At 72.3% G+C, this 21,416-nt stretch carries 19 protein-coding genes and 1 riboswitch; of the genes, 9 read left to right on the top strand and 10 right to left on the bottom strand.

Features of this window, described 5'->3' with window-relative positions; translation table 11 throughout:
• Nucleotides 1–465 carry a pyridoxamine 5'-phosphate oxidase family protein gene (locus GQF42_RS26505; RefSeq protein WP_158930614.1) on the bottom strand — a complete coding sequence of 155 codons (465 nt, stop codon included), beginning with the start codon at nucleotides 463–465 and terminating at the stop codon, nucleotides 1–3.
• Nucleotides 466–614: 149 nt separating this feature from the next.
• Here GQF42_RS26505 and GQF42_RS26510 point away from each other — a divergent pair, with 149 nt between their 5' ends.
• Complete coding sequence (locus GQF42_RS26510) at nucleotides 615–1,409, top strand: class II aldolase/adducin family protein (protein ID WP_158923879.1); 795 nt, start codon at nucleotides 615–617, stop codon at nucleotides 1,407–1,409.
• Here GQF42_RS26510 and GQF42_RS26515 read toward each other — a convergent pair.
• Nucleotides 1,402–2,289 (bottom strand): DUF4429 domain-containing protein, encoded by an 888-nt coding sequence (locus GQF42_RS26515; protein ID WP_158923881.1) that lies wholly within the window; start codon nucleotides 2,287–2,289, stop codon nucleotides 1,402–1,404. The two genes, GQF42_RS26510 and GQF42_RS26515, sit on opposite strands and share 8 nt — an antisense overlap.
• A gap of 190 nt (nucleotides 2,290–2,479) precedes the next feature.
• Between GQF42_RS26515 and GQF42_RS26520 the strand changes: the two genes are divergently transcribed.
• The 3 genes from GQF42_RS26520 to GQF42_RS26530 all read left to right on the top strand — a co-directional run bounded on the left by GQF42_RS26520 (nucleotide 2,480) and on the right by GQF42_RS26530 (nucleotide 5,010).
• The gene (locus GQF42_RS26520) at nucleotides 2,480–3,760 is read left to right on the top strand and encodes a hypothetical protein (RefSeq protein WP_158923883.1); all 1,281 of its coding nucleotides are present in this window, start codon (nucleotides 2,480–2,482) and stop codon (nucleotides 3,758–3,760) included.
• A gap of 112 nt (nucleotides 3,761–3,872) precedes the next feature.
• Nucleotides 3,873–4,352 (top strand): hypothetical protein, encoded by a 480-nt coding sequence (locus GQF42_RS26525; RefSeq protein WP_158923885.1) that lies wholly within the window; start codon nucleotides 3,873–3,875, stop codon nucleotides 4,350–4,352.
• Between the two features lie 127 nt (nucleotides 4,353–4,479).
• The gene (locus GQF42_RS26530; protein WP_158923887.1) at nucleotides 4,480–5,010 is read left to right on the top strand and encodes a DoxX family membrane protein; all 531 of its coding nucleotides are present in this window, start codon (nucleotides 4,480–4,482) and stop codon (nucleotides 5,008–5,010) included.
• 44 nt (nucleotides 5,011–5,054) lie between these two features.
• Here the strand turns inward: GQF42_RS26530 and GQF42_RS26535 are convergent, their stop codons facing one another.
• Entirely contained in the window at nucleotides 5,055–5,264 is a 210-nt protein-coding gene (locus tag GQF42_RS26535) for a hypothetical protein (protein ID WP_158923889.1), read from the bottom strand.
• Nucleotides 5,251–6,708: a PspC domain-containing protein gene (locus GQF42_RS26540; RefSeq protein WP_158923891.1), complete on the bottom strand. Its 1,458-nt coding sequence runs from the start codon at nucleotides 6,706–6,708 to the stop codon at nucleotides 5,251–5,253. The genes GQF42_RS26535 and GQF42_RS26540 overlap by 14 nt, the downstream gene beginning before the upstream one ends.
• A gap of 212 nt (nucleotides 6,709–6,920) precedes the next feature.
• On the opposite strand from GQF42_RS26540, the gene GQF42_RS26545 reads away from it, so the two are divergent.
• Together GQF42_RS26545 and GQF42_RS26550 are read left to right on the top strand one after the other, a co-directional pair.
• A complete protein-coding gene (locus tag GQF42_RS26545) occupies nucleotides 6,921–8,210 on the top strand; it encodes an ATP-binding protein (RefSeq protein WP_158923893.1) in 1,290 nt (429 codons plus the stop codon).
• On the top strand, nucleotides 8,207–8,917 hold the full coding sequence (locus GQF42_RS26550; RefSeq protein WP_158923895.1) for a LuxR C-terminal-related transcriptional regulator: 711 nt from the start codon (nucleotides 8,207–8,209) through the stop codon (nucleotides 8,915–8,917). The genes GQF42_RS26545 and GQF42_RS26550 overlap by 4 nt, the downstream gene beginning before the upstream one ends.
• A gap of 44 nt (nucleotides 8,918–8,961) precedes the next feature.
• On the opposite strand, the gene GQF42_RS26555 is transcribed toward GQF42_RS26550, so the two are convergent.
• A complete protein-coding gene (locus GQF42_RS26555; protein ID WP_199273096.1) occupies nucleotides 8,962–10,026 on the bottom strand; it encodes a C40 family peptidase in 1,065 nt (354 codons plus the stop codon).
• 478 nt (nucleotides 10,027–10,504) lie between these two features.
• Here GQF42_RS26555 and GQF42_RS26560 point away from each other — a divergent pair, with 478 nt between their 5' ends.
• The gene (locus GQF42_RS26560) at nucleotides 10,505–10,858 is read left to right on the top strand and encodes a hypothetical protein (protein WP_158923899.1); all 354 of its coding nucleotides are present in this window, start codon (nucleotides 10,505–10,507) and stop codon (nucleotides 10,856–10,858) included.
• A gap of 22 nt (nucleotides 10,859–10,880) precedes the next feature.
• Here the strand turns inward: GQF42_RS26560 and GQF42_RS26565 are convergent, their stop codons facing one another.
• Entirely contained in the window at nucleotides 10,881–12,065 is a 1,185-nt protein-coding gene (locus GQF42_RS26565) for a C40 family peptidase (protein ID WP_158923901.1), read from the bottom strand.
• A 7-nt stretch (nucleotides 12,066–12,072) separates the two neighbouring features.
• Nucleotides 12,073–12,217: riboswitch (cyclic di-AMP (ydaO/yuaA leader) on the bottom strand.
• A 236-nt stretch (nucleotides 12,218–12,453) separates the two neighbouring features.
• On the opposite strand from GQF42_RS26565, the gene pcrA reads away from it, so the two are divergent.
• Nucleotides 12,454–14,937: a DNA helicase PcrA gene (gene pcrA, locus GQF42_RS26570; RefSeq protein WP_158923903.1), complete on the top strand. Its 2,484-nt coding sequence runs from the start codon at nucleotides 12,454–12,456 to the stop codon at nucleotides 14,935–14,937.
• A 58-nt stretch (nucleotides 14,938–14,995) separates the two neighbouring features.
• Here pcrA and GQF42_RS26575 read toward each other — a convergent pair whose 3' ends face one another.
• Together GQF42_RS26575 and GQF42_RS26580 are read right to left on the bottom strand one after the other, a co-directional pair.
• Entirely contained in the window at nucleotides 14,996–16,501 is a 1,506-nt protein-coding gene (locus tag GQF42_RS26575; protein WP_158923905.1) for a M23 family metallopeptidase, read from the bottom strand.
• 252 nt (nucleotides 16,502–16,753) lie between these two features.
• Nucleotides 16,754–17,605: an alpha/beta fold hydrolase gene (locus GQF42_RS26580; RefSeq protein WP_158923907.1), complete on the bottom strand. Its 852-nt coding sequence runs from the start codon at nucleotides 17,603–17,605 to the stop codon at nucleotides 16,754–16,756.
• A 224-nt stretch (nucleotides 17,606–17,829) separates the two neighbouring features.
• On the opposite strand from GQF42_RS26580, the gene GQF42_RS26585 reads away from it, so the two are divergent.
• Complete coding sequence (locus GQF42_RS26585; protein ID WP_158923909.1) at nucleotides 17,830–18,252, top strand: cobalamin B12-binding domain-containing protein; 423 nt, start codon at nucleotides 17,830–17,832, stop codon at nucleotides 18,250–18,252.
• On the opposite strand, the gene GQF42_RS26590 is transcribed toward GQF42_RS26585, so the two are convergent.
• Nucleotides 18,228–19,913, bottom strand: coding sequence for a DUF5691 domain-containing protein (locus GQF42_RS26590; protein ID WP_158923911.1), 1,686 nt, complete (start codon nucleotides 19,911–19,913; stop codon nucleotides 18,228–18,230). The genes GQF42_RS26585 and GQF42_RS26590 overlap by 25 nt on opposite strands.
• A 65-nt stretch (nucleotides 19,914–19,978) precedes the next feature.
• Nucleotides 19,979–21,325 (bottom strand): SWIM zinc finger family protein, encoded by a 1,347-nt coding sequence (locus GQF42_RS26595; RefSeq protein ID WP_158923913.1) that lies wholly within the window; start codon nucleotides 21,323–21,325, stop codon nucleotides 19,979–19,981.
• Nucleotides 21,326–21,416 lie beyond the last annotated feature (91 nt).

Raw genomic sequence — 21,416 nt, forward strand, 5'->3', positions numbered from 1 at the left:
CTACGTGCGCTTGACCGTGCGCAGGGGCTCACCGGGCTTCCAGACCTGGACGACCAGATACCGCTCGTCCTCCACGTAGGTCCGCACGACCTCCGTCAGCTCGGTACGGAAGAGGTGGAACGGCTGCGGCGGTTCCACCTCTTTCGCATACCTGACCTTCCGCTCGCCCTCGACCTCGTACGCCCGCCCCGCGATCCGTACGTCACCGCCGCCCATGTCCGTGCCCGCGCCCGGGTTCGCCTGAAGCGCGAAGCGCGGGTCGCGCCGCAGGTCGAGGGCCTTCAGCGAGCCCGCCATCATGCCGAGCCACAGCTCGCCGTCGCGGAAGTCGGCCTCCAGGCCGCAGGTGCGCGGCGAGCCGTCCTTGCGCAGGGTCGCGAGGACGTGATGCCGGTGGGCACGGAAGCGCTCCTCGGCGACCCGCGCGGGTTCAGGCGCGGCGGAGGCGAAGACCGCCCAGTTCATATGCGTCATACGCGCCAGTCTCACCGGCAAAGCGGACAACGTCTGTCGTGTATTCGCTGCGTACGTCATCTTTACAAAACACCTCTGCCCTTTTGCGCTGACCGGCGGTAACTTCCGGCGCATACCGCAATTCCAGTGCTGGAGGACCTATGCACGGGCCGACCCCGCCCCTGCCCCTGCCCACCGACCAGCTGCAGTTCGCCATGCCGCCGATGCACGACTCGGCCGAGGACGAGCGCCGGCACCGCAAGGAGCGGCTCGCCGGAGCCCTGCGGATCTTCGGACGGGCGGGACTCGAGGACGGGGTCTCCGGGCACATCACGGCACGCGACCCGGAGTTCACCGACTGCTTCTGGGTCAACCCCTTCGGCATGCCCTTCAAGCACGTCACCGTCGGCGATCTCGTCCTCGTCAACCAGGACGGTCAGGTCGTCGAGGGCCGCTACCACGTCAACCAGGCCGCGTTCACCGTGCACGCCCAGGTGCATGCCTCCCGCCCGGACGTCGTCGCCGTCGCCCACTGCCACTCCGTGCACGGCCGCGCCCTTGCCGCACTCGGCGAGCTGATCGACCCGATCACCCAGGAGAGCTGCGCCTTCTACGAGGACGTGGCGCTCTACGACGCCTACACCGGCGTCGCCGTCGACGCCGAGGAAGGCCGCCGCATCGCCGCCGCCCTCGGCTCCCGCAAGGCGCTCGTGCTGCGCAACCACGGACCGCTCACCGTCGGCGACTCGGTGGACGCCGCCGCCTGGTGGTTCCTGTCCATGGAGCGGTCCTGCCAGGTACAGCTGCTGGCGAAGGCGGCCGGCCGGCCGGTCCTCATCGACCACAAACTGGCCGTCGCCACCCGCGAACAGCTCGGCGGCGACCTGGTGGCCTGGATCAACTACCAGCCGCTGTGGCAGGACATCAGCCGCAGCGAGCCGGACCTGCTCAGCTGAAGCCCCTGAGCACGACGGCCTTCGTCCTTGCGAACTCCTCGTCGGTGAGCACCCCGTCCCGGTACAGCTCGCCCAACTCCCGCAGCCGACGCAGCAGCACGTCATGGAGATCGGCCTGCGCCGGTACCGCCGGACGGGACCGGCCCCGTCCGGCACCGGAGTCGTCCGCCCGGGTGGAGGGATGCGGCAGCCGTGCGGTGACGGCCGTCGCGACCAGAGCGGTCAGCAGATCCCGCCGCACACTGCCCCACAGGTCCAGCGTGTAGGGGTCCCGCTCGGGCGGCAGCTTGGAGAGCACCGTCTCCGAGGTCACGAACCGCAGGAAGCCGTCGCCGTACCCGGAGTTGGGCAGCCACTCCACCTGCACCAGGTCGCCCAGCCCGATGATCCGCGGGCCGGTCGCGCGCTTGACCCGGTCGGAGGTGTCGGACCAGTCGATGCGCACCTGGTTGCCGTCGAAGGAGACCGTGCCGTCGGAGGACCGCACCGACACCGGGACCGGCGGCCCCGGCAGCAGATAGCCCGTCGTGGGCTCCTGCGGAATCCCGTCGATGAGCAGCGCGTGCCGGATCTCCTCCGTGAGGTACTCCGCGACCCCCGAGCGGTCCGCGTCCACCGCCAGCCGGTACGGGTCGGCCGGTTCCGGCAGCCGTCCGCCCGTCGCCTGGAGCAGGGGGTCGGCGCCCTCGCGCAGCCGCATCCGCAGCCGGCCGCGCCTGCGTTCCGCCGCGTAGACGACGCCCGAGACCGCCTCCAGGGGCACGGAGATCTCTCCGTACGTCTGCCGGAACAGCGGCACGGACCGGTGCAGTCCCGGTGTGATCCGGATCGTGCTGCCGTCGAAGGCCCAGGTCCCGTCCCGCGCGATGATCTCGGCCATGGGGAAATTCTCGCAGCCGGGTCAACACGGGCGCCTGTACTTCACCCCCCGTGACCCGGCCCGGCGAACCCCAAGGGCCCGCCGTAGGGCACAATTCGCTGACGACACTGGGCAGTTGCGCGGCTACGGTACGGTCCGCCGAGGGGCCGCCGGCCGTGCCGGCAAGTCGTGGGGAAGGCGGGCGTCCGGCGTGGCGGTGCAGGAGGCGAGACAGAACACGGGTGCCGACGGGACCCACGAGGGCGGCTGTACCTGCGGGGACTGTCCGCACGGCGCCCGCGAGGGGCACCGGCGGGCCGTCGCCGCGTTCCTGCGCCGCCGTGACGAGTTCGCGGCCGGGCAGGGTCTGCCGGCGGCCGTGGCGCACTCGGCCTCCGCGTCCCGCCAGTGGGTCTCCGAGGAGCTGACCCAGCGGGCCGAGGCCGTCGCCGAACGCGGCCGCGCCGAGGGCGAGGCGTGGCTGGCCGGGCTGTGGCTGCGGACGGTGGTTGCCGTGTGGTGCGCCGTCGTCGTCCTGCTGCTCGGCGAGGCGCTCACCGCGATCGGCACGGGCTGGACCGGCGCCCGCACCGCGGCCCTGCTCGCCGCGCTCGTCGTCGCGGGCACGCTGAGCACCGCCTGCCGGCTGCACCGGGCCCGTGGCGGAGCGCTCGCCCCGGTGATCGGCGAGGACAACCGGATGTCCACCTCCCGCACCGTGGCCGCCTGTTGGGTGCTGTTCGTCGGCTACGCCGTCCTGCTGCTCGCCGTCCGGCTGGCCGCCGCCTCCCACCACGCCGAACGCGACGCGCTGATCTCCGGACTCGACCTCGCCCGCGGCACGGGCGTGGTGACCGTCCTCGCCGTGGTGTGCGGCATCGCCGTGCTGGTCCGCCGGGTGGTGGGACTGCGCATCCTCGCCCAGCGGCTGCAGAAGGTCCCGGCCCACCGGCCACGCGCCGCCGACCTGCTCACCGACGACTCCGGCCGGGGTGCCTTCACCGACATCCAGTACGTCGCCATCAGCGCCGTCGCCCTGCTGTTCGCCGCCGTACGACTTGCCCGCCGCCCCGACCAACTGCCCGACCTGCCCTGGGGGCTGGGCGTCATCGTGCTGATCTCGGCCGCGACCTACCTGGCCGGCAAGTACGCCGAAGGGGGCCGCCCCGTCGTCCTTTCCGTGGTCCGCACCCGCGAACCCGGCGACCTGGACGGGCCGATCCGCACCGGCGACGACATCGAGATCCGCGGCGCCGGCTTCGTCCCGCCCGGCGCCCGGAGCGCCGACCGGCTCTCCCGCATGGTGGTCCGCATCGGCACCGTCGACGTGCACGTCCCGCTCGTCCCCGTCACCGGGGGCTTCCGCAACCCCACCGACCACGTCCTGACCGTCCCCGTACCGGCCGAGGTCGAGCCCGGGGCGGTGGAGGTCCAGGTGGTCACCGCGGCCGGGGTGGCGACCAACCGGTACACGGTCCGGGTGACGGAGTGAGACCCGGAGGAATCGCGGGAGCCGGAGAATTCGCGGGAGCCGGGGAAACCGCAGGAACCGGAGGGGTGCCGGGCGGCGGGCGAGAAGGGCGAGAAGGGCGAGGAGCAGGCCGATGAGCGAGAACGTCCTTTCGGTGATACCGGCCGATCCGCACTGGCAACCGGCGCCCGAACCGGGGCAGCGCGCCGCGGCCCTGGTGCTGGAGATGGTCTCGGGCGCCCCCGGCGACCCGCACGCCGATCCCGACGCCGTCGAACTGGACGTCGACTGGTACGAGGCGATCAGCGCCGTCGACTGCGGCCAGAACCTGACGCGCATCGACTGTCCGCACTGCGGCGCCCCCGTCGACCGCGAGTGGTACGCGGACCTCCTGGAGGAGCACCGGGGCCTGCTGTCCACCCTCGACATCACCACCCCCTGCTGCACCACCGACACCTCCTTGGACCGGTTGGACTACGACTGGCCGTGCGGTTTCGCCCGCTTCGAGATCGCCGCCTGGAACCCGCAGCGTCTTCACCTCACCGCCGAGGAACTGACCGCCGTGGGCCGGGCTCTCGGCCACCCGGTGCGGCAGATCCTGGCCCGGATCTGACTCGCCCACCGCTCGCACACCCACCCGAGGTCCGGGAAATTCTCCGGGAGGGGATTGAACGGTCCGTGCTTGTCATACGTATCGTCGAGTGAGGGCTGGGACGGCGGGCGAGAGGCGGCTGGCGACGATGACTCACGGCATTCGGACCGACACGCACATGGACCGGCTGAACAACGGGCCCCGCGGCTGGCGGGACACCGCCGCCCACTACGCCCTGCTGCCGCTGCGGGTCTTCCTCGGCGTCACCTTCATCTACGCCGGTCTGGACAAGCTCACCGACAGCGCCTTCATGAAGTCCGGCGGCGCCGGGTCGGTCGGCGACATCATGCGGGCGGCCCGCGACTCCGCCGCCATCCCGGCCCTGGTCGACCTGGCCCTGAAGAGTCCGGTCGGCTTCGGCTACGCCATCGCCTTCGGTGAACTGGCCGTCGGCATCGGCACCTTGCTCGGCCTGCTCGCCCGGCTGGCCGCGCTCGGCGGCGCCCTGATCTCGCTCAGCCTGTGGCTGACCGTGAGCTGGGCGACGACCCCCTACTACTACGGCAACGACCTCGCCTACCTGATGGCCTGGCTGCCGCTGATCCTCGCCGGTGCCCCCTACCTCTCCTTGGACGCCGCCTGGCGATCCCGACGCCGACGGCATCAAGGCGCCTGGTAGCCGACAGGAGACCGGCCCCGGTGGGCAGCTGCCCGGCCCGCTCGCTAGCCGCTCTCCGCGCCGCCCCGTCTGCGTATCGCCCGCGTCACGCCCGCCGTGATCCCGGCCAGCACCAGACCGCCCACGACCAGCGGCACGATCGCGAACCACGGTGTCTCCCACAGGCCGCCCGCGTCCCCCGCGCAGACCGCACCGGCGGCGGTGAAGCAGAGCCCGGCCACCAGCCTCCCGGGCTGGAACTCATGACGCAGCACGGCTGACCTCCACCTGTCCCGCACCGACCCCGAGCGTGAGGTCCAGCGTCCCGGCTTCCTTGGCGCCCTTGGCCGGCGCCAGTGTCACGTTCTCCAACCTGCGCGGCTGCACGTCCACGTCCCTCCTGCTGTCCCCCGGCAACCGGATGTCGCCGACTCCCACCTCGATGTTCATCCGCACGGTCCCGCCCGCCGGAAGGATCACCTTCAGCTGCCCCGCACCCACATGGGCGTCCGTCGCCACCGTCTGGCCCTTGGCCGGGTGCACCCGGGTCAGGTCCAGGGTGCCGCGCCCGGTGCCCAGGTCGTAACGCGGCTGTACCTGTGCCGCCGCCGCGGGCGTCCATGAGGTGTTCCTCCAGTGGGTGGTGATGTCCTTGGGCATGGCCGTCGCCCCGGCGAGCAGCGCCGCCGTGACGAGTGCCAGGAACACCGTCCCGGCTCCCGTACGGCCCAGGAACGCGCTGAGCGTGAGGCCCAGGCCGAAGACCGCCAGCGCACACGCGAGACCGGTCTGCAGACTGGTGCCCAGCGGGTGAGTGTCCCAGGTCAGCCCCGTGCCCAGGCCGCCCGCCACCAGGGCGAGCAGGAACACCCAGCCGCCGATCCAGCGTGGGCCGCGCGGTCTTGGAGGCGCGGCGGGCCGCGGTTGTACGGAGCCCGGGTGCGTCCAGGGAGTTTCGAGGCGGACGTCGACGACCGAGGTGAGATCCCGCTCGCGGGCGTCGCCCGGCCCCCACAGATAGCCCGTGCCGCCGACGTGGGTGCCGTCCTTGACGATCGGGTCCCGCCACCACGACGGATAGACGGTGACGACCGGCGGCGCCTGCGCCTCCGGCGGGGCGTCGGCAGCGGCCTGCGCGGCGAGTGGGTCCGGGTCGGCGGTACCACGGCGCCGTGACCAGTACCCCGAACCCGCGAGCAGCAGGGAGAGCACCACGGCGAAGGTCAGCACCCCGCCGTTTCTCAGCATGGTCAGGAAGATCCCGCAGCCGACCAGGGCGAACAGCACCGCGGCGAGCGCCTGCCCGTCGACCCGGCCGGTCAACAGCTTGCGCAGCTCGTTCTCCTCCTCGTCCTCGTACGGCACGAGGAGCCACACGAAGCCGTAGAAGATGAGACCGATGCCACCGGTCGCGGACAGCACGGCCAGCGTGATCCGGAAGATCACCGGATCCATGTCCGTCTGCCGGCCCAGGCCCGCGCACACGCCCGCGATCATCTTGTGCCGGCGGTCGCGCCGAAGACGGTCGGGGGCCGTGGCGGCCTGCTCGCCCTGCTCCTGTTCGTGCCCCTGTCCGCCGGCACCGGTACCGGTACCCGTGCCGGCCGCTCCCGTTCCTCCCGTCGCGGCGGGCCCGGCATCCGTCGGTCCGGTGCCCGGGGCCGGGCGCGGGCCGGGGCCGGGTCCCGGACCCGTCGCGGCGTGCTCGTGATCCGTCATGCGTCCATGGTGACGGCCCGGCCGCCGCGACGGCAGTCGGGACGACCCTGGCCGAACCCTGAAATCGGCCCCGAGACACAGCCGGGAAGCGTTCGAGCAGCGCAGAGGCGCCGCCGCCCGGTGCTCCCCGACCCGGTCCTGCCGAAGATCAGGGGCGTCTCCGGGGCCGACCCTGATGCCTGGCCGCGCCAGGCCGTGTGACCATCATTGGCATGCCGGAAGCCGCAAGCCTGCCAGTCGACGACCCGCGGCCGCCGCGCAAGCTCTACCGCAGCAGCGACGGACGCTGGCTCGGCGGAGTGGCGCGGGGCCTCGCCGGTCATCTCGGGCTGCCCGTCATCTGGGTGCGGCTCGTCTTCGTCGGCCTGTTCATGGCCAACGGCCTCGGCGCGCTGCTGTACGCGGCCTTCTGGTTCTTCGTCCCGCTCGGCATCGGTGGCGTCGGGGATCATAAGCCGCCCCTGGTCGCCACGGAGGCCTCGCCGGGCGGGCGGCGCAGACTCGTGGCCCGCAAGCCGGACCGCGGACAGATCCTTGCGCTGCTCCTCATGGTCATCGTGTCCATGGTGTTCGTGAGCAGCGTCAATCTGGGCAGCGCCGCCAAGGCGTACCTGGTGCCCGCCGTCCTCGTCGCGGCCGGTGTCGCCCTTGTCTGGAGACAGGCGGACAACGCCCGCCGGGCCCGCTGGGTCGAGGTCGGCCGCCGGCGCCGTACGCTCACGCTGCTGCGTGCGGCCGGCGGGGTCCTGCTCGTCACGGCCGGTGTCTCGGCCATCTTCGTGCTCCAGGGCTCGGCCGCCCATCTCGGCGCGGTCCTCCAGGCGGCGCTCGCCGTCCTCGTCGGCATCACCCTGCTCGCGGGCCCCTACCTGGTCCGCATGACCCAGGACCTGTCCGAGGAGCGCCTGATGCGCATCCGCGCCCAGGAGCGCGCCGAGGTCGCCGCCCACGTCCACGACTCCGTGCTGCACACCCTCACCCTGATCCAGCGCAACGCCGACAACGCGAACGAGGTGCGCCGTCTGGCCCGCGCCCAGGAGCGCGACCTGCGCACCTGGCTGTACAAGCCCGAGGGCACCGGCAAGGACGAGGCCGACGAGCCGGACACGGTCGCCGAGGCGGTGCGGCGCAACGCCGCCGAGGTGGAGGACAAGCACGGCGTGCCCATCGAGGTGGTCGTCGTGGGCGACTGCCCGCTGGACGAGAGGACCAGCGCGCAGATGCAGGCCGCGCGCGAGGCGATGGTGAACGCCGCCAAGTACGGTGGCGAGGGCGGTGCCGTACAGGTCTATGCCGAAGTCGAGGGGAGGACGGTCTTCGTGTCCGTGCGCGACCGGGGCCCGGGCTTCGACATGGACTCGATACCCGCCGACCGGATGGGTGTCAGAGAATCGATCATCGGCCGCATGGAGCGCAACGGCGGCACGGCCCGGTTGCGGGCGGTGCCCGGTGGTGGCACGGAGGTCGAGCTGGAGATGGAGAGGGCGGAGAAGACGTCATGAGCGACGCGACCGAGGCGAACGGCACGACGGGAGCCGACGCGGGCGGACGGCACGTACGGGTCGTGCTCGTGGACGACCACCGGATGTTCCGCGCCGGCGTCCAGGCCGAGATCGGTCAGACCGCCGAGACCGGAGTCGAGGTGGTCGGCGAGGCCGCGGACGTCGACCAGGCGGTCACGGTCATCACCGCGACCCGGCCCGAGGTGGTCCTCCTCGACGTCCATCTGCCGGGCGGCGGCGGTGTCGAAGTGCTGCGCCGGTGCGCCGCGTTGACGGCGGACGCCGAGCAGCCGGTCCGCTTCCTCGCGCTGTCCGTGTCGGACGCGGCGGAGGACGTGATCGGCGTGATCCGCGGCGGCGCCCGCGGCTATGTCACCAAGACCATCACCGGCACCGATCTGGTCGACTCGATCTTCCGGGTCCAGGAGGGCGACGCGGTCTTCTCCCCGCGGCTGGCCGGGTTCGTCCTCGACGCCTTCGCCTCCACCGACGCCCCGCCGGTCGACGAGGACCTGGACCGCCTCACCCAGCGCGAGCGCGAGGTGCTGCGCCTGATCGCCCGTGGCTACGCCTACAAGGAGATCGCCAAGCAGCTGTTCATCTCGGTGAAGACGGTCGAGTCCCACGTCTCGGCGGTCCTGCGCAAGCTCCAGCTGTCCAACCGCCATGAGCTGACCCGCTGGGCGACGGCCCGCCGCCTGGTCTGACCTTCAGGGCTCCTGCGAGCCGGGCAGCCCCTACGGGGCCGTCCTCACGCCACCCGGGTGGCCCCCGCGAACGGCATGAGGTCGACGGGGGCCAGCCGGACCGGTGCCGAGGGGTTCGGGGCGTGGATCATCTGACCGCCCCCGACGTAGATGCCGACGTGGCTGACTCCGGAGTAGAAGAACACCAGGTCCCCGGGCCGCAGTTCGGAGCGGGAGACGCGTCGGCCCGCGTCGATCTGGGCGTAGGTGGTGCGGGGCAGGGAGATGCCGGCGGAGCGGTAGGCGGCCTGGACCAGGCCGGAGCAGTCGAAGGCGTAGGGGCCGGTCGCGCCCCACTCATAGGGGCTGCCGAGCTTGGCGTAGGCGTAGGCGACGGCTGCCGCCGCGCGCGTGTCGGGGGCTGCGACGGACCCGGCCTGCGCCAGGGCGTCACGACGGGCCGAGTCCGACCGGGAGGCGCGCGCCGGGGTGCCGTCGGCGCCGGTGACCTCGGTCCGCTGCTGCGGGGTGAGCCGTGCCAGCAGCCGCCGGGCCTCGTCGAGTTTGCCGGTGATGGTCTTCTTCTGCCGTCGCAGCTCCGCCTGCCGGGAACGCAGCGACGTCAGCTGGACGCGCGCGGCGCCGCGCAACTGCTCGATCTCCCGCAGCTGTTCGCGCACCCGGGACACGGCGGCGCTCTGCCGCTCGCCGGCCCGCTCGGCGAGCGCGGCGTCGTCCAGATACCGGTCGGGGTCGCTGGAGAGGGCCAGTTGCCAGGCCGGGGCGAGGCCGCCGTCGCGGTACTGCGCCGAGGCGAACGAACCCAGCGTGTCCCGGGCAGAGTTGAGCGTGTCCTCCTTGCGGGCGGTCTCGTCACGCAGTGTGTTGAGCTGCCGCTGGGCCGTGTCCGCCTCCTCCTTGGCGCCGTCGTACTTCTCGGTCGCGGCCTCGGCCTGCCGGTACAACGTGTCCAGCTCAGCCTTCACCTGGGCCGGCGTCTGCTGTGGCGCGGCGTGTGCCGCCCCGTCGAACGCCGTCGCGGTGGCCGCGCCCGCCAGGGCGAGCGTGGCGGCCGTCCGGGCCGTGGGGCCCCCGATCGAGCGTTGCCGGGGCTTGCGGTGCGCTGCCACCTGGACCGTCACGTCCTTCCGTACGCCTCGACGACCGAGCGGCCCGGGCGGCCGAGCGGTCCGGCCGAGCGGTCTCGTCCGTCCGGCGGCGGCCCGCACAGGGGGAGTGGGCCGCCGCCGGACCTTTCTCGGCGGTGGTGGCCGGACGCCGCCCTGGCCCGGGCGGCGGTGGGGAGTCGGTCACCTGGGGAAGGACGCTAGGCCGGACTGTGACGACCAGGTAACGCGGTGTGCGGAACTGGTTCCGACACACAGGGATGTGACCGTATGTGATCGCATCGCCTCCGCGGAATCGTCTCCTTTACGCAGCGTGGTGACCGAAGCCCGGAAAGGGGGACGGGCGCAAGGCGTGAAGTGCTATGGGCCGCATATATGCAAGATCCACATGCGGGCGGGATCGGCAGCGGACCGGGCCCGGAACGTCTGTCGCCGGGCCCGGTGGCAGGGGGCCCGCGTGCCCTGGCTAGGCTCCGGCCCCATGGACGTACTCATCCATCTCTTCGTCGGCCTGCACATCATCGGCATCGCGGCGCTGCTCGGCGGTTTCCTCACCCAGATGAAGGCGATGGGGCAGGGCGCGGCCCGCTTCGTCCCCGGGATGCTGCACGGCGCGCTGACCATGCTCGTCACCGGTGTGGTCCTCGTCGGCCTCAACCAGACCGACAACCACCACATCAACGCCGTCAAGATCGGTCTGAAGCTGGCGCTGCTGATCGTGATCCTCGGTCTGGTCTACGTGAAGCGCGACGAGGAAAAGGTCGACAAGGCCGCCTTCGGCGTCGTCGGCCTGCTGACCATGACGAACATCTTCATCGCCGTCCTGTGGACCTGACGGGCGGCGCGGGACGAACGCCTCAGCCCGGGCGGACCACGCTGTGGATGATCGATTCTCCGCCGTAGTACACCGACTCCTCGCGGACGTACGCGCCCGGCTTGGGGGCGTGGATCATCATGCCGTTGCCGATGTAGAGGCCGACGTGGCTGATGTCGTCGTAGAAGAAGATCAGGTCGCCCGGCCGCGCGTTCGCCAGTGAGACCGTGGTGCCGACGTTGACCTGGTCGTACGTGGTGCGCGGGAGTGTGACGCCGGCGGCCTTCCAGGCGGCCTGGGTCAGGCCCGAGCAGTCGTAGGACCCCGGCCCGGTGGCGCCCCACACGTACGGCTTGCCGATCTGGGCGCGGGCGAAGGCGATGGCGCTGGCGGCCTTCGCGTCGTACGAGCTGGTGGACCCGGACGACCCCGAAGACCCGGAGGACGTGGAACCGGCCGAACCCGAGGACGACGAACCGGAGGACGACGAACCGGCCGAGCCGCTCTGCTGCTGAGCCTGGGCCTGCTGCTTCGCCAGCTCGGCCGCCTTGCGGGCCGCCTCCTGCTGCTTCTCCCGCTCGATGGCGGCCAGCCGTGCCTTTTCCTGGGCCGTCAGCTGCGACAGCAGCTCGCGCGCGGAGGCGAGCTTCTTCTGGACGGTGGCCTTGGCGGTCTGCAGGTCGCGCTGTGAGTCGGTCAGCGACTGCAGGCTCTGGGCGGCCTCCCGCCGCTTCGTCATGGTGGCGGCCTGCTCGCTGATGTAGCCGTCGACCGCGCTCTTCTCGCGTGAGGTCAGCCGGTTCATCAGCTGGGTCTGGTCGAAGTAGTCCTGCGGGTTGTCCGCCAGCAGGAAGGTGGCCGTGTCGGGAGCGGCGGCGCCGGTGCGGTACTGGGCCGCGGCGAAGGAGCCCAGCTCCTCGCGGGCCTTGTTCAGGCGGTCGGTGCGGCGGGCGACCTCGTTCCGGAGGGCGTCGACGCGTCCTAGCTGCTTGCCGGCCTGTTCCTTGGCCGAGTCGTACTTCTCGGTGGCCGACTCCGCCTGGCGGTAGAGGTCGTCGACCTTCTTCTCCACCTCCTCCAGGCTCGGCCGGGCGTGGTCCGCGCCGGGAGCGGCCTCGGCGGTCTGGGACAGCATGGCCAGGGAGGTGAGAGCGGCGGTGGCGAGGGCGGGGGTGCGCAGACCCGCTCCGGCGGTCCCGCCGGGGCGCTGCTTGCGGTGCGACGCCAAGAGAGGCGACTCCTTCCAATGGGCCGCCTACCGGGTTAGCTGTCGGGTTCGGGCGCGGTTCGGAAGGGTTGCCCTACGGCGTCGTCCCGGACGGGAGTCGGCCGATTCACCCCGGGACTCGGTGGGTCCCCGGCTCCAGGCGCCCCAGGGGCGCGCCGGACTCGGCGGGGGCCGCGCACGCGGCCCGATGGCAACCTAGCCAACTCGTGTGACTAGTGTGAAGGTTGGTGCGTGATATGTCCGATACATTTTCGTGATCCGAGGCCGGCATCACGTCGCTGTCATCGGGTGATTCCGTTGTGTGAGGGGTGTTCGCCGCCCCGCCGACGGGGTCTTCTTCCCCGGACGGCGATCGGTTGTCGGTGCGGCGCCCTAGACTCGGAGAGCGATGAGCAGCCTCTTTGACGACAGCTTCCTGGCGGACCTCCAGCCCCCTCGCGGGCGCGAGGAGGAGCCCCCGCCGCCGCCCGAGGACGATCATGCTCCGGAGCCGCTTCCGGACGATCTGTTCGGCGGGAAGTTCGACACGCCACCGGACAGGGACGCCTACTACCGCGACGGCGCCCCGCGCCCCGCGCTCGACGCGGCGGCGCTGCTGGACGGGCTGAACGACAACCAGCGCGCCGCGGTCGCGCACGCCGGCTCCCCGCTGCTCATCGTCGCCGGAGCCGGCTCCGGCAAGACCCGGGTGCTGACCCACCGCATCGCCCACCTGCTCGCCGAGCGGGGCGTCCACCCGGGCCAGATCCTCGCGATCACCTTCACCAACAAGGCCGCGGGCGAGATGAAGGAGCGCGTCGAGCAGCTCGTCGGCCCGCGCGCGAACGCGATGTGGGTGATGACCTTCCACAGCGCGTGCGTACGCATCCTGCGCCGTGAGTCGAAGAAGCTCGGTTACACCTCGTCGTTCTCGATCTACGACGCCGCCGACAGCAAGCGCCTGATGGCCCTGGTCTGCCGGGACCTGGACCTCGACCCCAAGCGTTTCCCGCCCAAGTCCTTCAGCGCGAAGATCAGCAACCTGAAGAACGAGCTGATCGACGAGGAGGACTTCGCCGCCCAGGCGAGTGACGGCTTCGAGAAGACCCTCGCCCAGGCCTACGCGCTCTACCAGTCGCGGCTGCGCGAGGCCAACGCGCTCGACTTCGACGACCTGATCATGACGACGGTCAACCTGCTGCGCGCCTTCCCGGACGTCGCCGAGCACTACCGCCGCCGCTTCCGGCACGTCCTGGTCGACGAGTACCAGGACACCAACCACGCCCAGTACGCGCTCGTACGCGAACTCGTCGGCACCGGCGCGCACGAGGGGGACACGCCTGCGGGCGAGAGCGACCTCCCGCCCGCCGAGCTGTGCGTCGTCGGTGACGCGGACCAGTCGATCTACGCCTTCCGGGGCGCGACGATCCGCAACATCCTCCAGTTCGAGGAGGACTACCCGAACGCGACGACGATCCTGCTGGAGCAGAACTACCGCTCCACGCAGACGATTCTGAGCGCCGCCAACGCGGTCATCGAGCGCAACGAGTCCCGCCGCCCGAAGAACCTGTGGACCAATGCCGGCCAGGGCGCGCGGATCACCGGCTATGTCGCCGACACCGAGCACGACGAGGCGCAGTTCGTCGCCGACGAGATAGACCGCCTGGTCGACGCGGGCGACGCCAAGGCGGGCGACGTCGCCGTCTTCTACCGCACCAACGCCCAGTCCCGTGTCTTCGAAGAGGTCTTCATCCGCGTCGGCCTGCCGTACAAGGTCGTCGGCGGTGTCCGCTTCTACGAGCGCAAGGAGGTCCGGGACGTCCTCGCCTACCTGCGCGTCCTCGCCAACCCCGAGGACTCGGTGCCGCTGCGGCGCATCCTCAACGTCCCCAAGCGGGGCATCGGCGAGCGCGCGGAGGCGATGATCGACGCGCTCTCCCAGCGCGAGAAGATCAGCTTCCCGCAGGCGCTCAAGCGCGTGGACGAGGCGTACGGCATGGCCGCGCGCTCCACCAACGCGGTCAAGCGGTTCAACACGCTGATGGAGGACCTGCGCACGATCGTGGAGTCCGGCGCCGGACCGGCGACCGTCCTGGAGGCGGTCCTCGAACGCACCGGCTACCTGGCCGAGTTGCAGTCCTCCACCGACCCCCAGGACGAGACCCGCATCGAGAACCTGCAGGAACTCGCAGCCGTGGCCCTGGAGTTCGAGCAGGAGCGCGCGGAGGGCGAGCAGGGCACGCTCGCGGACTTCCTGGAGCAGGTGGCGCTGGTCGCCGACTCCGACCAGATCCCCGACGAGGACGACGAAGGCTCCGGCGTCATCACCCTGATGACCCTGCACACCGCCAAGGGCCTGGAGTTCCCGGTCGTCTTCCTGACCGGCATGGAGGACGGCGTCTTCCCGCACATGCGCGCCCTCGGCCAGACCAAGGAGCTGGAGGAGGAGCGGCGCCTGGCGTACGTCGGCATCACACGCGCGCGGGAGCGGCTGTACCTGACGCGGTCGTCGGTGCGCAGCGCCTGGGGTCAGCCGTCGTACAACCCGCCCTCCCGCTTCCTGGAGGAGATCCCGGCCGCCCATGTGGAGTGGAAGCGGACGGGCGCGGTGGCGCCGGTCTCCTCCGGACCGGCCTCCGGGATCGCGGCGTCGCTGTCCTCGTCCCGCTCGCGCTCGTCGGCGGCGGGTGCGTCCGGGTTCGCCACCCGGCGGGCCTCGGACAAGCCGGTGGTGTCCCTGTCGGTCGGCGACCGGGTCACCCACGACCAGTTCGGGCTCGGCACGGTCGTCGCGGTCGCGGGCGCTGACGACAAGGCCCAGGCGACGATCGACTTCGGTGACGGCAAGCCCAAGCGGCTGCTGCTGCGGTACGCACCGGTCGAGAGGCTGTAGACGACGTGGGCCCCGCCGGATCCGGCGGGGCCCACCTCATACCGGGCTCACGCCCGGCTCAGGTCGGGTCCAGTCCGTGGCTCCGCAGCCAGGGCAGCGGGTCCACCGCCGCCCCGCCCGCCGGGTGCACCTCGAAGTGCAGGTGCGGGCCGGTGGAGTTGCCGGAGTTGCCGGAGTACGCGATCGGCTGGCCGGCCTTGACGGCCGTACCGGCGGGGACGCGGTAGCTGGACAGGTGGCAGTACCAGGTCTGCGTGCCGTCCTTCGCCGTCAGTATCAGCATGTTGCCGTAGGCACTGTTCCACTTGGTGGTGACGGTGCCGTCGGTCGCGGCCATCACCGTGGTGCCGTAGGAGACGGGGAAGTCGATACCCGTGTGCACGGACATCCAGTTCACGCCCGCCTGGCCGAAGTAGGCGCTCAGCCCCTTCTGCGTGACCGGCAGGACGAACTTGGGCCGCAGCCGCTCCTTGAGAGCGGCCTCCGCGGCGGCCTTCTTCTTGTCCAGGTCCTGCTGGTTCCTGAGGTCGATCCGCTCCTGCGTGCGGCTGGCCCGGTCGGCGAAGTCGTCGGCGCCGGCGGAGAGCGTCCTGAGCTGGGTGTCCAGCTTGCTGTTGGCGACCGCGGGCTTCACCGCATGCGCGTCCGGGGCGGAGGCGGTGGTGTCCTTGCCGTCGTCGCTCAGCGCGCCGACCGAGGCGGCGGCGATCCCGGCGACCCCCATCACACAGGCCGAAGGCACGGCGACAGTCAGCAGCGCGGAGCGCTTGGCGGGCGTACGGCGCCGGGAACGCGCCGTGTTGCGCGCGCCCGCGCGTGTCGCCTGCACCGGGGCGATCTCTTCCTGGTCCTCCAGCAGGCCGCTCGCGCCGGGCAGTTCGCCGGTGCCGTCCGGCTCCCCGGCGGAGTGTGGCTCGTCGAAACCGGTGTCCGGGTACGGCGCCTGGTCCTCGTACCCCACCTGGGGAAAGGCCGTGGTCGCGTCGCCGACCTGCTCGAAGGCGGCGGTGGCCTGCTGGTCGAACGGCTCCGCAGGCTGCCCCGGCTGCGCCGGCACGGCCGGGCCTGCGGAGTTCCACCGGGTGGCGTCGTACGCACCCGTCTCGGAGCCCTGGCTGCCCCACTCCCACTGCTGGGTCGGGCCGCCGCCGGACTGGTCGGGCTGCAGCCAGGCGCTCGCGTCCCAGTGGCCGCTGATGTCGTTGCCCGTGGCCTGCGCGGGGACCGTCCAGGCGGTGGTGTCGTAGGCGCCGGAGTCGTAGGCGGCGTGGTGCTGGGCCGCGTAAGGGTCGTGGAACGGCGTCTGGCCCGTCTGCCACTGCGTGCTGTCGTACGTGCCGGTGCTCTGCTCGCCGGGCAGGCTGCCGAAGAGCGGGTCGCTGTGGAAGGCCGCCGTGCTGTCGTGACCGGCCGCAAAACCGGTGGCGTCGTAGCTGCCGTACGTGGTGAAGTCTCCATAGGGAGCTTCATGGTTCGCGTACGGCGCGTGGTCGTAGTGCGCGGAGGAGGCGTCGGAAGCCGGAGCCGGGGTGGTCATGGTCCCCGACGGGTGACGGTCGTTCACCAACTTCTCTTTCGCCTCGACAACAGGGGCTGCCAGAGCAGTGCGGCGACTGTACCCGCCGGTACCTGGGCGCGACAATCTTGAGCCGGTTTCGCGTTGGCCGGAAACGGGCATTCGGCGGTCTTTCGGGGGACCCCGGGCACGAGTTTGGCCGAGAGTTCGATGAGCGTTCGATGTGGGGCGCCTGTTGGTCACCCGTACGTCACGTCACCGTCAGACACGTCACGCCGTCCTCACGCGAGCGACGGCCGGTCACGCCACCGTCAGACCGCCGGCGACCGCGTCCCCGGGCAGCGCGGAGTCGAGGGCCTCGCGTATTCCGGCCGCGACCGCGGGATGCACGGGCAGGGCGAGATGCCCGATACCGGTCACCTGGACGTTCTGCACGTCGAGGTCGGGGTGGTCGAGGCGGGCCGTCTCCACCGGATCCATGATCGAGTCCAGGTCGCTCCAGAAGCTGACGAAGCGCGTACGGCAACCGGGCGCGGGCCGGGCCAGCTCCTCGAGCACCCCCGAACCGGGCCGCATCTGGCGCACGATCGGATGGGCGTCGGCCAGTGGCGCCACCCTGGTCCCCGCGTGCGGGGTGCCCAGGGTGACCAGCGTGCGCACCCGCAGGTCCCCGCCGAGGCGCTGCACGTAGTAGCGGGCGATCAGTCCGCCGAGGCTGTGGCCCACGATGTCGACGCGGGGGCTGCCCGTGCGCTCGCAGATCTCCTCGACATGCCGGCCGAGCAGCTCGGCCGCGGTGCGGATGTCGCAGGTGAGCGGTGAGTAGTTGAGCGACTCGACGCGCTGACCGCCGTGCTGGGCGAGGCTGCGGCGCAGCAGCACGAACACCGAGCGGTTGTCGATGAAGCCGTGCAGCAGCACCACCGGCGTGCCGGACCGGAGGGGCAGCTGGGCGGTGCCGTCCGCGGCGGGCAGGGCGGGAGAGCGGCGTTCCTGGGTGAGGCCGGTCGGATACAGCAGGAGGTGGCCGGCGAGGATGGCGGCCTCGAGGGCGGTCGCCTTGAGCAGCGCCATGGAGATTCCGGCGAGTCTGCCGGGCCACAGGCGCCGGCAGATCGGGAGGAAGAGAGGCAGTACTCCGGTGACCTTCATGGCCGACCTCCTGTCGGCACGCCGGAGGACGGCCCCATCCCCCGTGTGCCCTCATGTCCCACCGTGTGATTTCCCCCTCGCTGCGCACCGTAAAACTGCCGGTTGCGGGATGCTGGAGATAACGTTCGTTCACTTCGCGACGGGTGGCGGAACGCTCCAAAAGTGCGGTACTTGTCGTTACGGACGGAAGCGACCGCTTCCGGGGTCGTCTGATGGAGGCAGTGATGGGTGTGGCAGCCGGTCCGATCCGCGTGGTGGTCGCCAAGCCGGGGCTCGACGGCCACGATCGCGGGGCCAAGGTCATCGCGCGTGCCCTGCGCGACGCCGGTATGGAAGTCATCTACACCGGGCTTCACCAGACGCCGGAGCAGGTCGTGGACACCGCCATCCAGGAGGACGCCGACGCGATCGGCCTGTCCATTCTCTCGGGTGCGCACAACACGCTGTTCGCCGCGGTGATCGACCTGCTCAAGGAGCGCGACGCCGCGGACATCCTCGTCTTCGGCGGCGGCATCATCCCGGACGAGGACATCCCGCCGCTGAAGGAGAAGGGCGTCGCGGAGATCTTCACCCCGGGAGCGACGACCACGTCGATCGTGGAGTGGGTGCGGCAGAACGTGCGTCAGCCGGCCGCGTCCGGAGGCTGAGCCGACGCCTCCACCGGGGCGGGCGCGCGGGTGGAGGCGGGCGGCGCCAACTCGTCCGCCATCGCCGCCCGCAACCGCAGCGTCGTGACCAGCCGCTGGAACGCCTCCGCCCAGTACCCCCCGGCGCCCGGCGCCGCGTCCTCGCGTTCGTCGGGTATCGCCAGCAGCGCCTCCAGCCGGGCGGTTTCCGCGGGGTCCAGGCAGCGCTCCGCCAGCCCCATCACACCGCTGAAACTCCACGGGTAACTTCCCGCGTCGCGCGCGATGTTGAGTGCGTCCACGACCGACCGGCCCAACGGCGCGGCCCACGGCACCGCGCACACCCCGAGCAGCTGGAACGCCTCCGACAGGCCGTGCGTCGCGATGAATCCGGCCACCCACGCGGCCCGCTGCGCCGGGTCCAGGGCCGCCAGCAGCTTGGCGCGCTCCGCCAGGGACACCGCCCCCGGCCCGCCCGCCTCCGGCGCCGACGGCGCGCCGAGCAGTGCCCTCGACCATTCGGCGTCCCGTTGCCGCATCGCCGCCCGGCACCAGGCCGCGTGCAGTTCGTCCTGCCAGCCGTCCGTCACGGGCAGCGCCACGATCTGCCGGGCCGTGCGCCCGCCGAGCCGTTCGGACCAGGTGCCCAGCGGCGTGGCCTCCACCAACTGCCCCAGCCACCATGACCGTTCTCCTCTGCCCGCGGGAGGTGTGGCCACCACACCGTCCCGCTCCATGCTCGAGTCGCACTCGAGGGGCGGCTCCACCACGATCGCCGGCGTGCGCTGCGTACGGTCGAGGGCGACACAGACCGCGGCCCGTACGGCCATACGCGCGGCGAGCGCCGAACCGGCCAGCGCCGACAGCAGTTCCGCCGCCGTCGCCCGGACATTACGGCTGCGGTCGCCCAGCGCCCGCTCCAGGAACGGCTCGTCCTCGACGGACAGGCCCGCGCGCATTGCGTCGAGGAACATCAGCCGGTCCTCCGCCCGCTCCTGCGGCCAGGTCGACGCCAGCAGCTCGCGCGCGCGGACGGGGGCACGCGTACGCAGGGCGCCCAGCAGGGCGACCCGCTCGGCGAACAGCCCCTCCTGCCACAGCCGGTGCACCGCCTCGGCGTCCTCGGGGCCGGGCAGCGCGGCGCCGCCGCCGGGGGCCGCACGCAGGGCGAAGCGCCAGTCCGCGTTCAGCCGGGCCAGCCACAGCGCGCGCGGGCCCGCGAACGCCAGCGCCGCCGGGCGCAGGTCCGTACGGCCCCGCGCCGCGTCCAGCAAAGAGGGAAGCAACTGCGCAGGCGCCGCGTACCCGTGCGCGACGGCCGCCGCCAGCCACTGCGGGAGCAGCTCCGTCAGGTCCGGTGCGCTGCCCCGGCGGCCGCCGCCCGCCCCTGCGGAGCGGTCGGCCAGCAAGGTGGCGAGCCGGTGCGCCGCCGCGGCGGGCAGCGCCGGGCGCGGATCCTCCGGCGCCGGCTCCGGCCGCCGGGCCGCCCGCGCGGGCCGCAGCCCGGCCCGCCGCCGTACGGTCGCCACGGCGGCCGCGTCCAGCAGCGCGAGGGGAGCCTCCCGGCCGGGCGCGGCGTCCGCCCGGGGGCGCCGGTCTGTGCCGAGCAGGGCGGCGGTGACCAGATCGTCCCAGGATTCCGCGCGAGTCGCGCCGGTCCGGGTGGTCGAGGTCGCGTTCATGTCGTCCCCCTCCTGATGACGTACGGCTGATGACAGATGGCGTCGCCTCCCCGCTTCGGGCCCGGTCAGCACAGCGGCACCGCCTCGTCCGCCGCCGCGGCCCAGGCCGTGAGCGGGGTGAAGCCGCGGTGGCCGCACTCGCCGAAGACCGTCACAGGGGCGCCGCCGGACAGGGCGACCAGCCGCCACAGGCCGGGGCGGGAGCGGGCGGCCCGGGTCAGCGGGAGCGCCGAGTCCGCATCGGCGTCGGCCAGTTGCCACGTCTCGCCGTCCGGGACCGGTATCACCCGCTCCAGTGTCACCGGGACCGCATCCAGCCAGGGATCGTCGCGCAGCGCCTCCCCGTACCGGGCCGTCGCCCGGGCCGTGGGCATGCCCGGCGGGCGGAACGCGGCGGGCGCCGGCGGGCCGAACCGCTCGCCCAGACCCGCCCGGTGGCGGCCGGCTCCCGGATGACCGGACAGCTCCGCGTCCAGGGCCAGGCCGACCGGCAGGGACAGCTCCGGTGCCCGGCCCGCCGCGCCGTACGAGAGTAGCAGCCGGGTGGCGCCCGATGAGACGCCGTGCAGCCAGACCCGGCGGGTCGTCAGTTTCGCGTCCACCGTGTCGTACTGGGCGAGGACCAGCCAGCGGTCGCGCACCGGCGGACCGTCCGCCGCAGCCGGCAGGCCGAGCCGGGAGCGGACCGTGGCCGCGAGAGCCTCCGGCAGCCGGTCGCGGCGCAGCCAGCCCCGGTCGAGCAGATGCAGCAGCGCGCACTCCTCCAGCAACCGCCCGGGCCAGCCCGCCCCGGACGCCGGTATCGTCCCCAACTCCCGTACCCGCGCGGCGAGTCCGGGCGCCTGCGCGTCCACCATGCGGGCCGCTGTCTCGTCCCACACCCCGTATCCCGCCTGCTCCGCCGAGGCCAGGCCGCCGCGCAGCAGGTCCGCGAGGCGCTGTTCCAGCTCCGTCGCGCCCGCGGTGACCCGCTCGGCCCGGCGCTCCGCCCGCCGCCGCGCCGCCTGCGGATCCGCGGGTCCGGCCGCCGAACTCCCCTCGTCCCGGCCCGGTTTGCTCTCGCCCCGCTCGCGTCTCCCCTCGAGCCACTGCCCGGCCCAGTCCGGCGGCTCGGCGGACACCGGCACCGAACCGCCGCCGTCCGCCCACAGCAGGAGCAGCCCGAGCGCGTGCTTGCACGGAAACTTACGGCTCGGACAACTGCACTTGTACGCCGGTCCTGCCAGGTCGACCACCGTCTGGTACGGCCTGCTGCCACTGCCCTTGCACAGCCCCCACACCGTCCCCTCTCCACTGCCCGTCCCGGACCACGGACCCGCCGTGCCGAGCTTGCTCCCCGCTTTGCGTGACGCGGCGTCAGGCGCCAGTGCCAGCACCTGCTCCGCGGTCCAGCGCACCCCCTGCTCAGTCATGTCTCCGACGGTAGGTCCCCCCACTGACAATCGGTCCGGAGTAGGCGTTCGTGCAGGTCAGGGCGATTGTCAGTGGCGTGGTGCACGGTTG

This window comes from Streptomyces broussonetiae, assembly GCF_009796285.1.
Lineage (GTDB): Bacteria > Actinomycetota > Actinomycetes > Streptomycetales > Streptomycetaceae > Streptomyces > Streptomyces broussonetiae.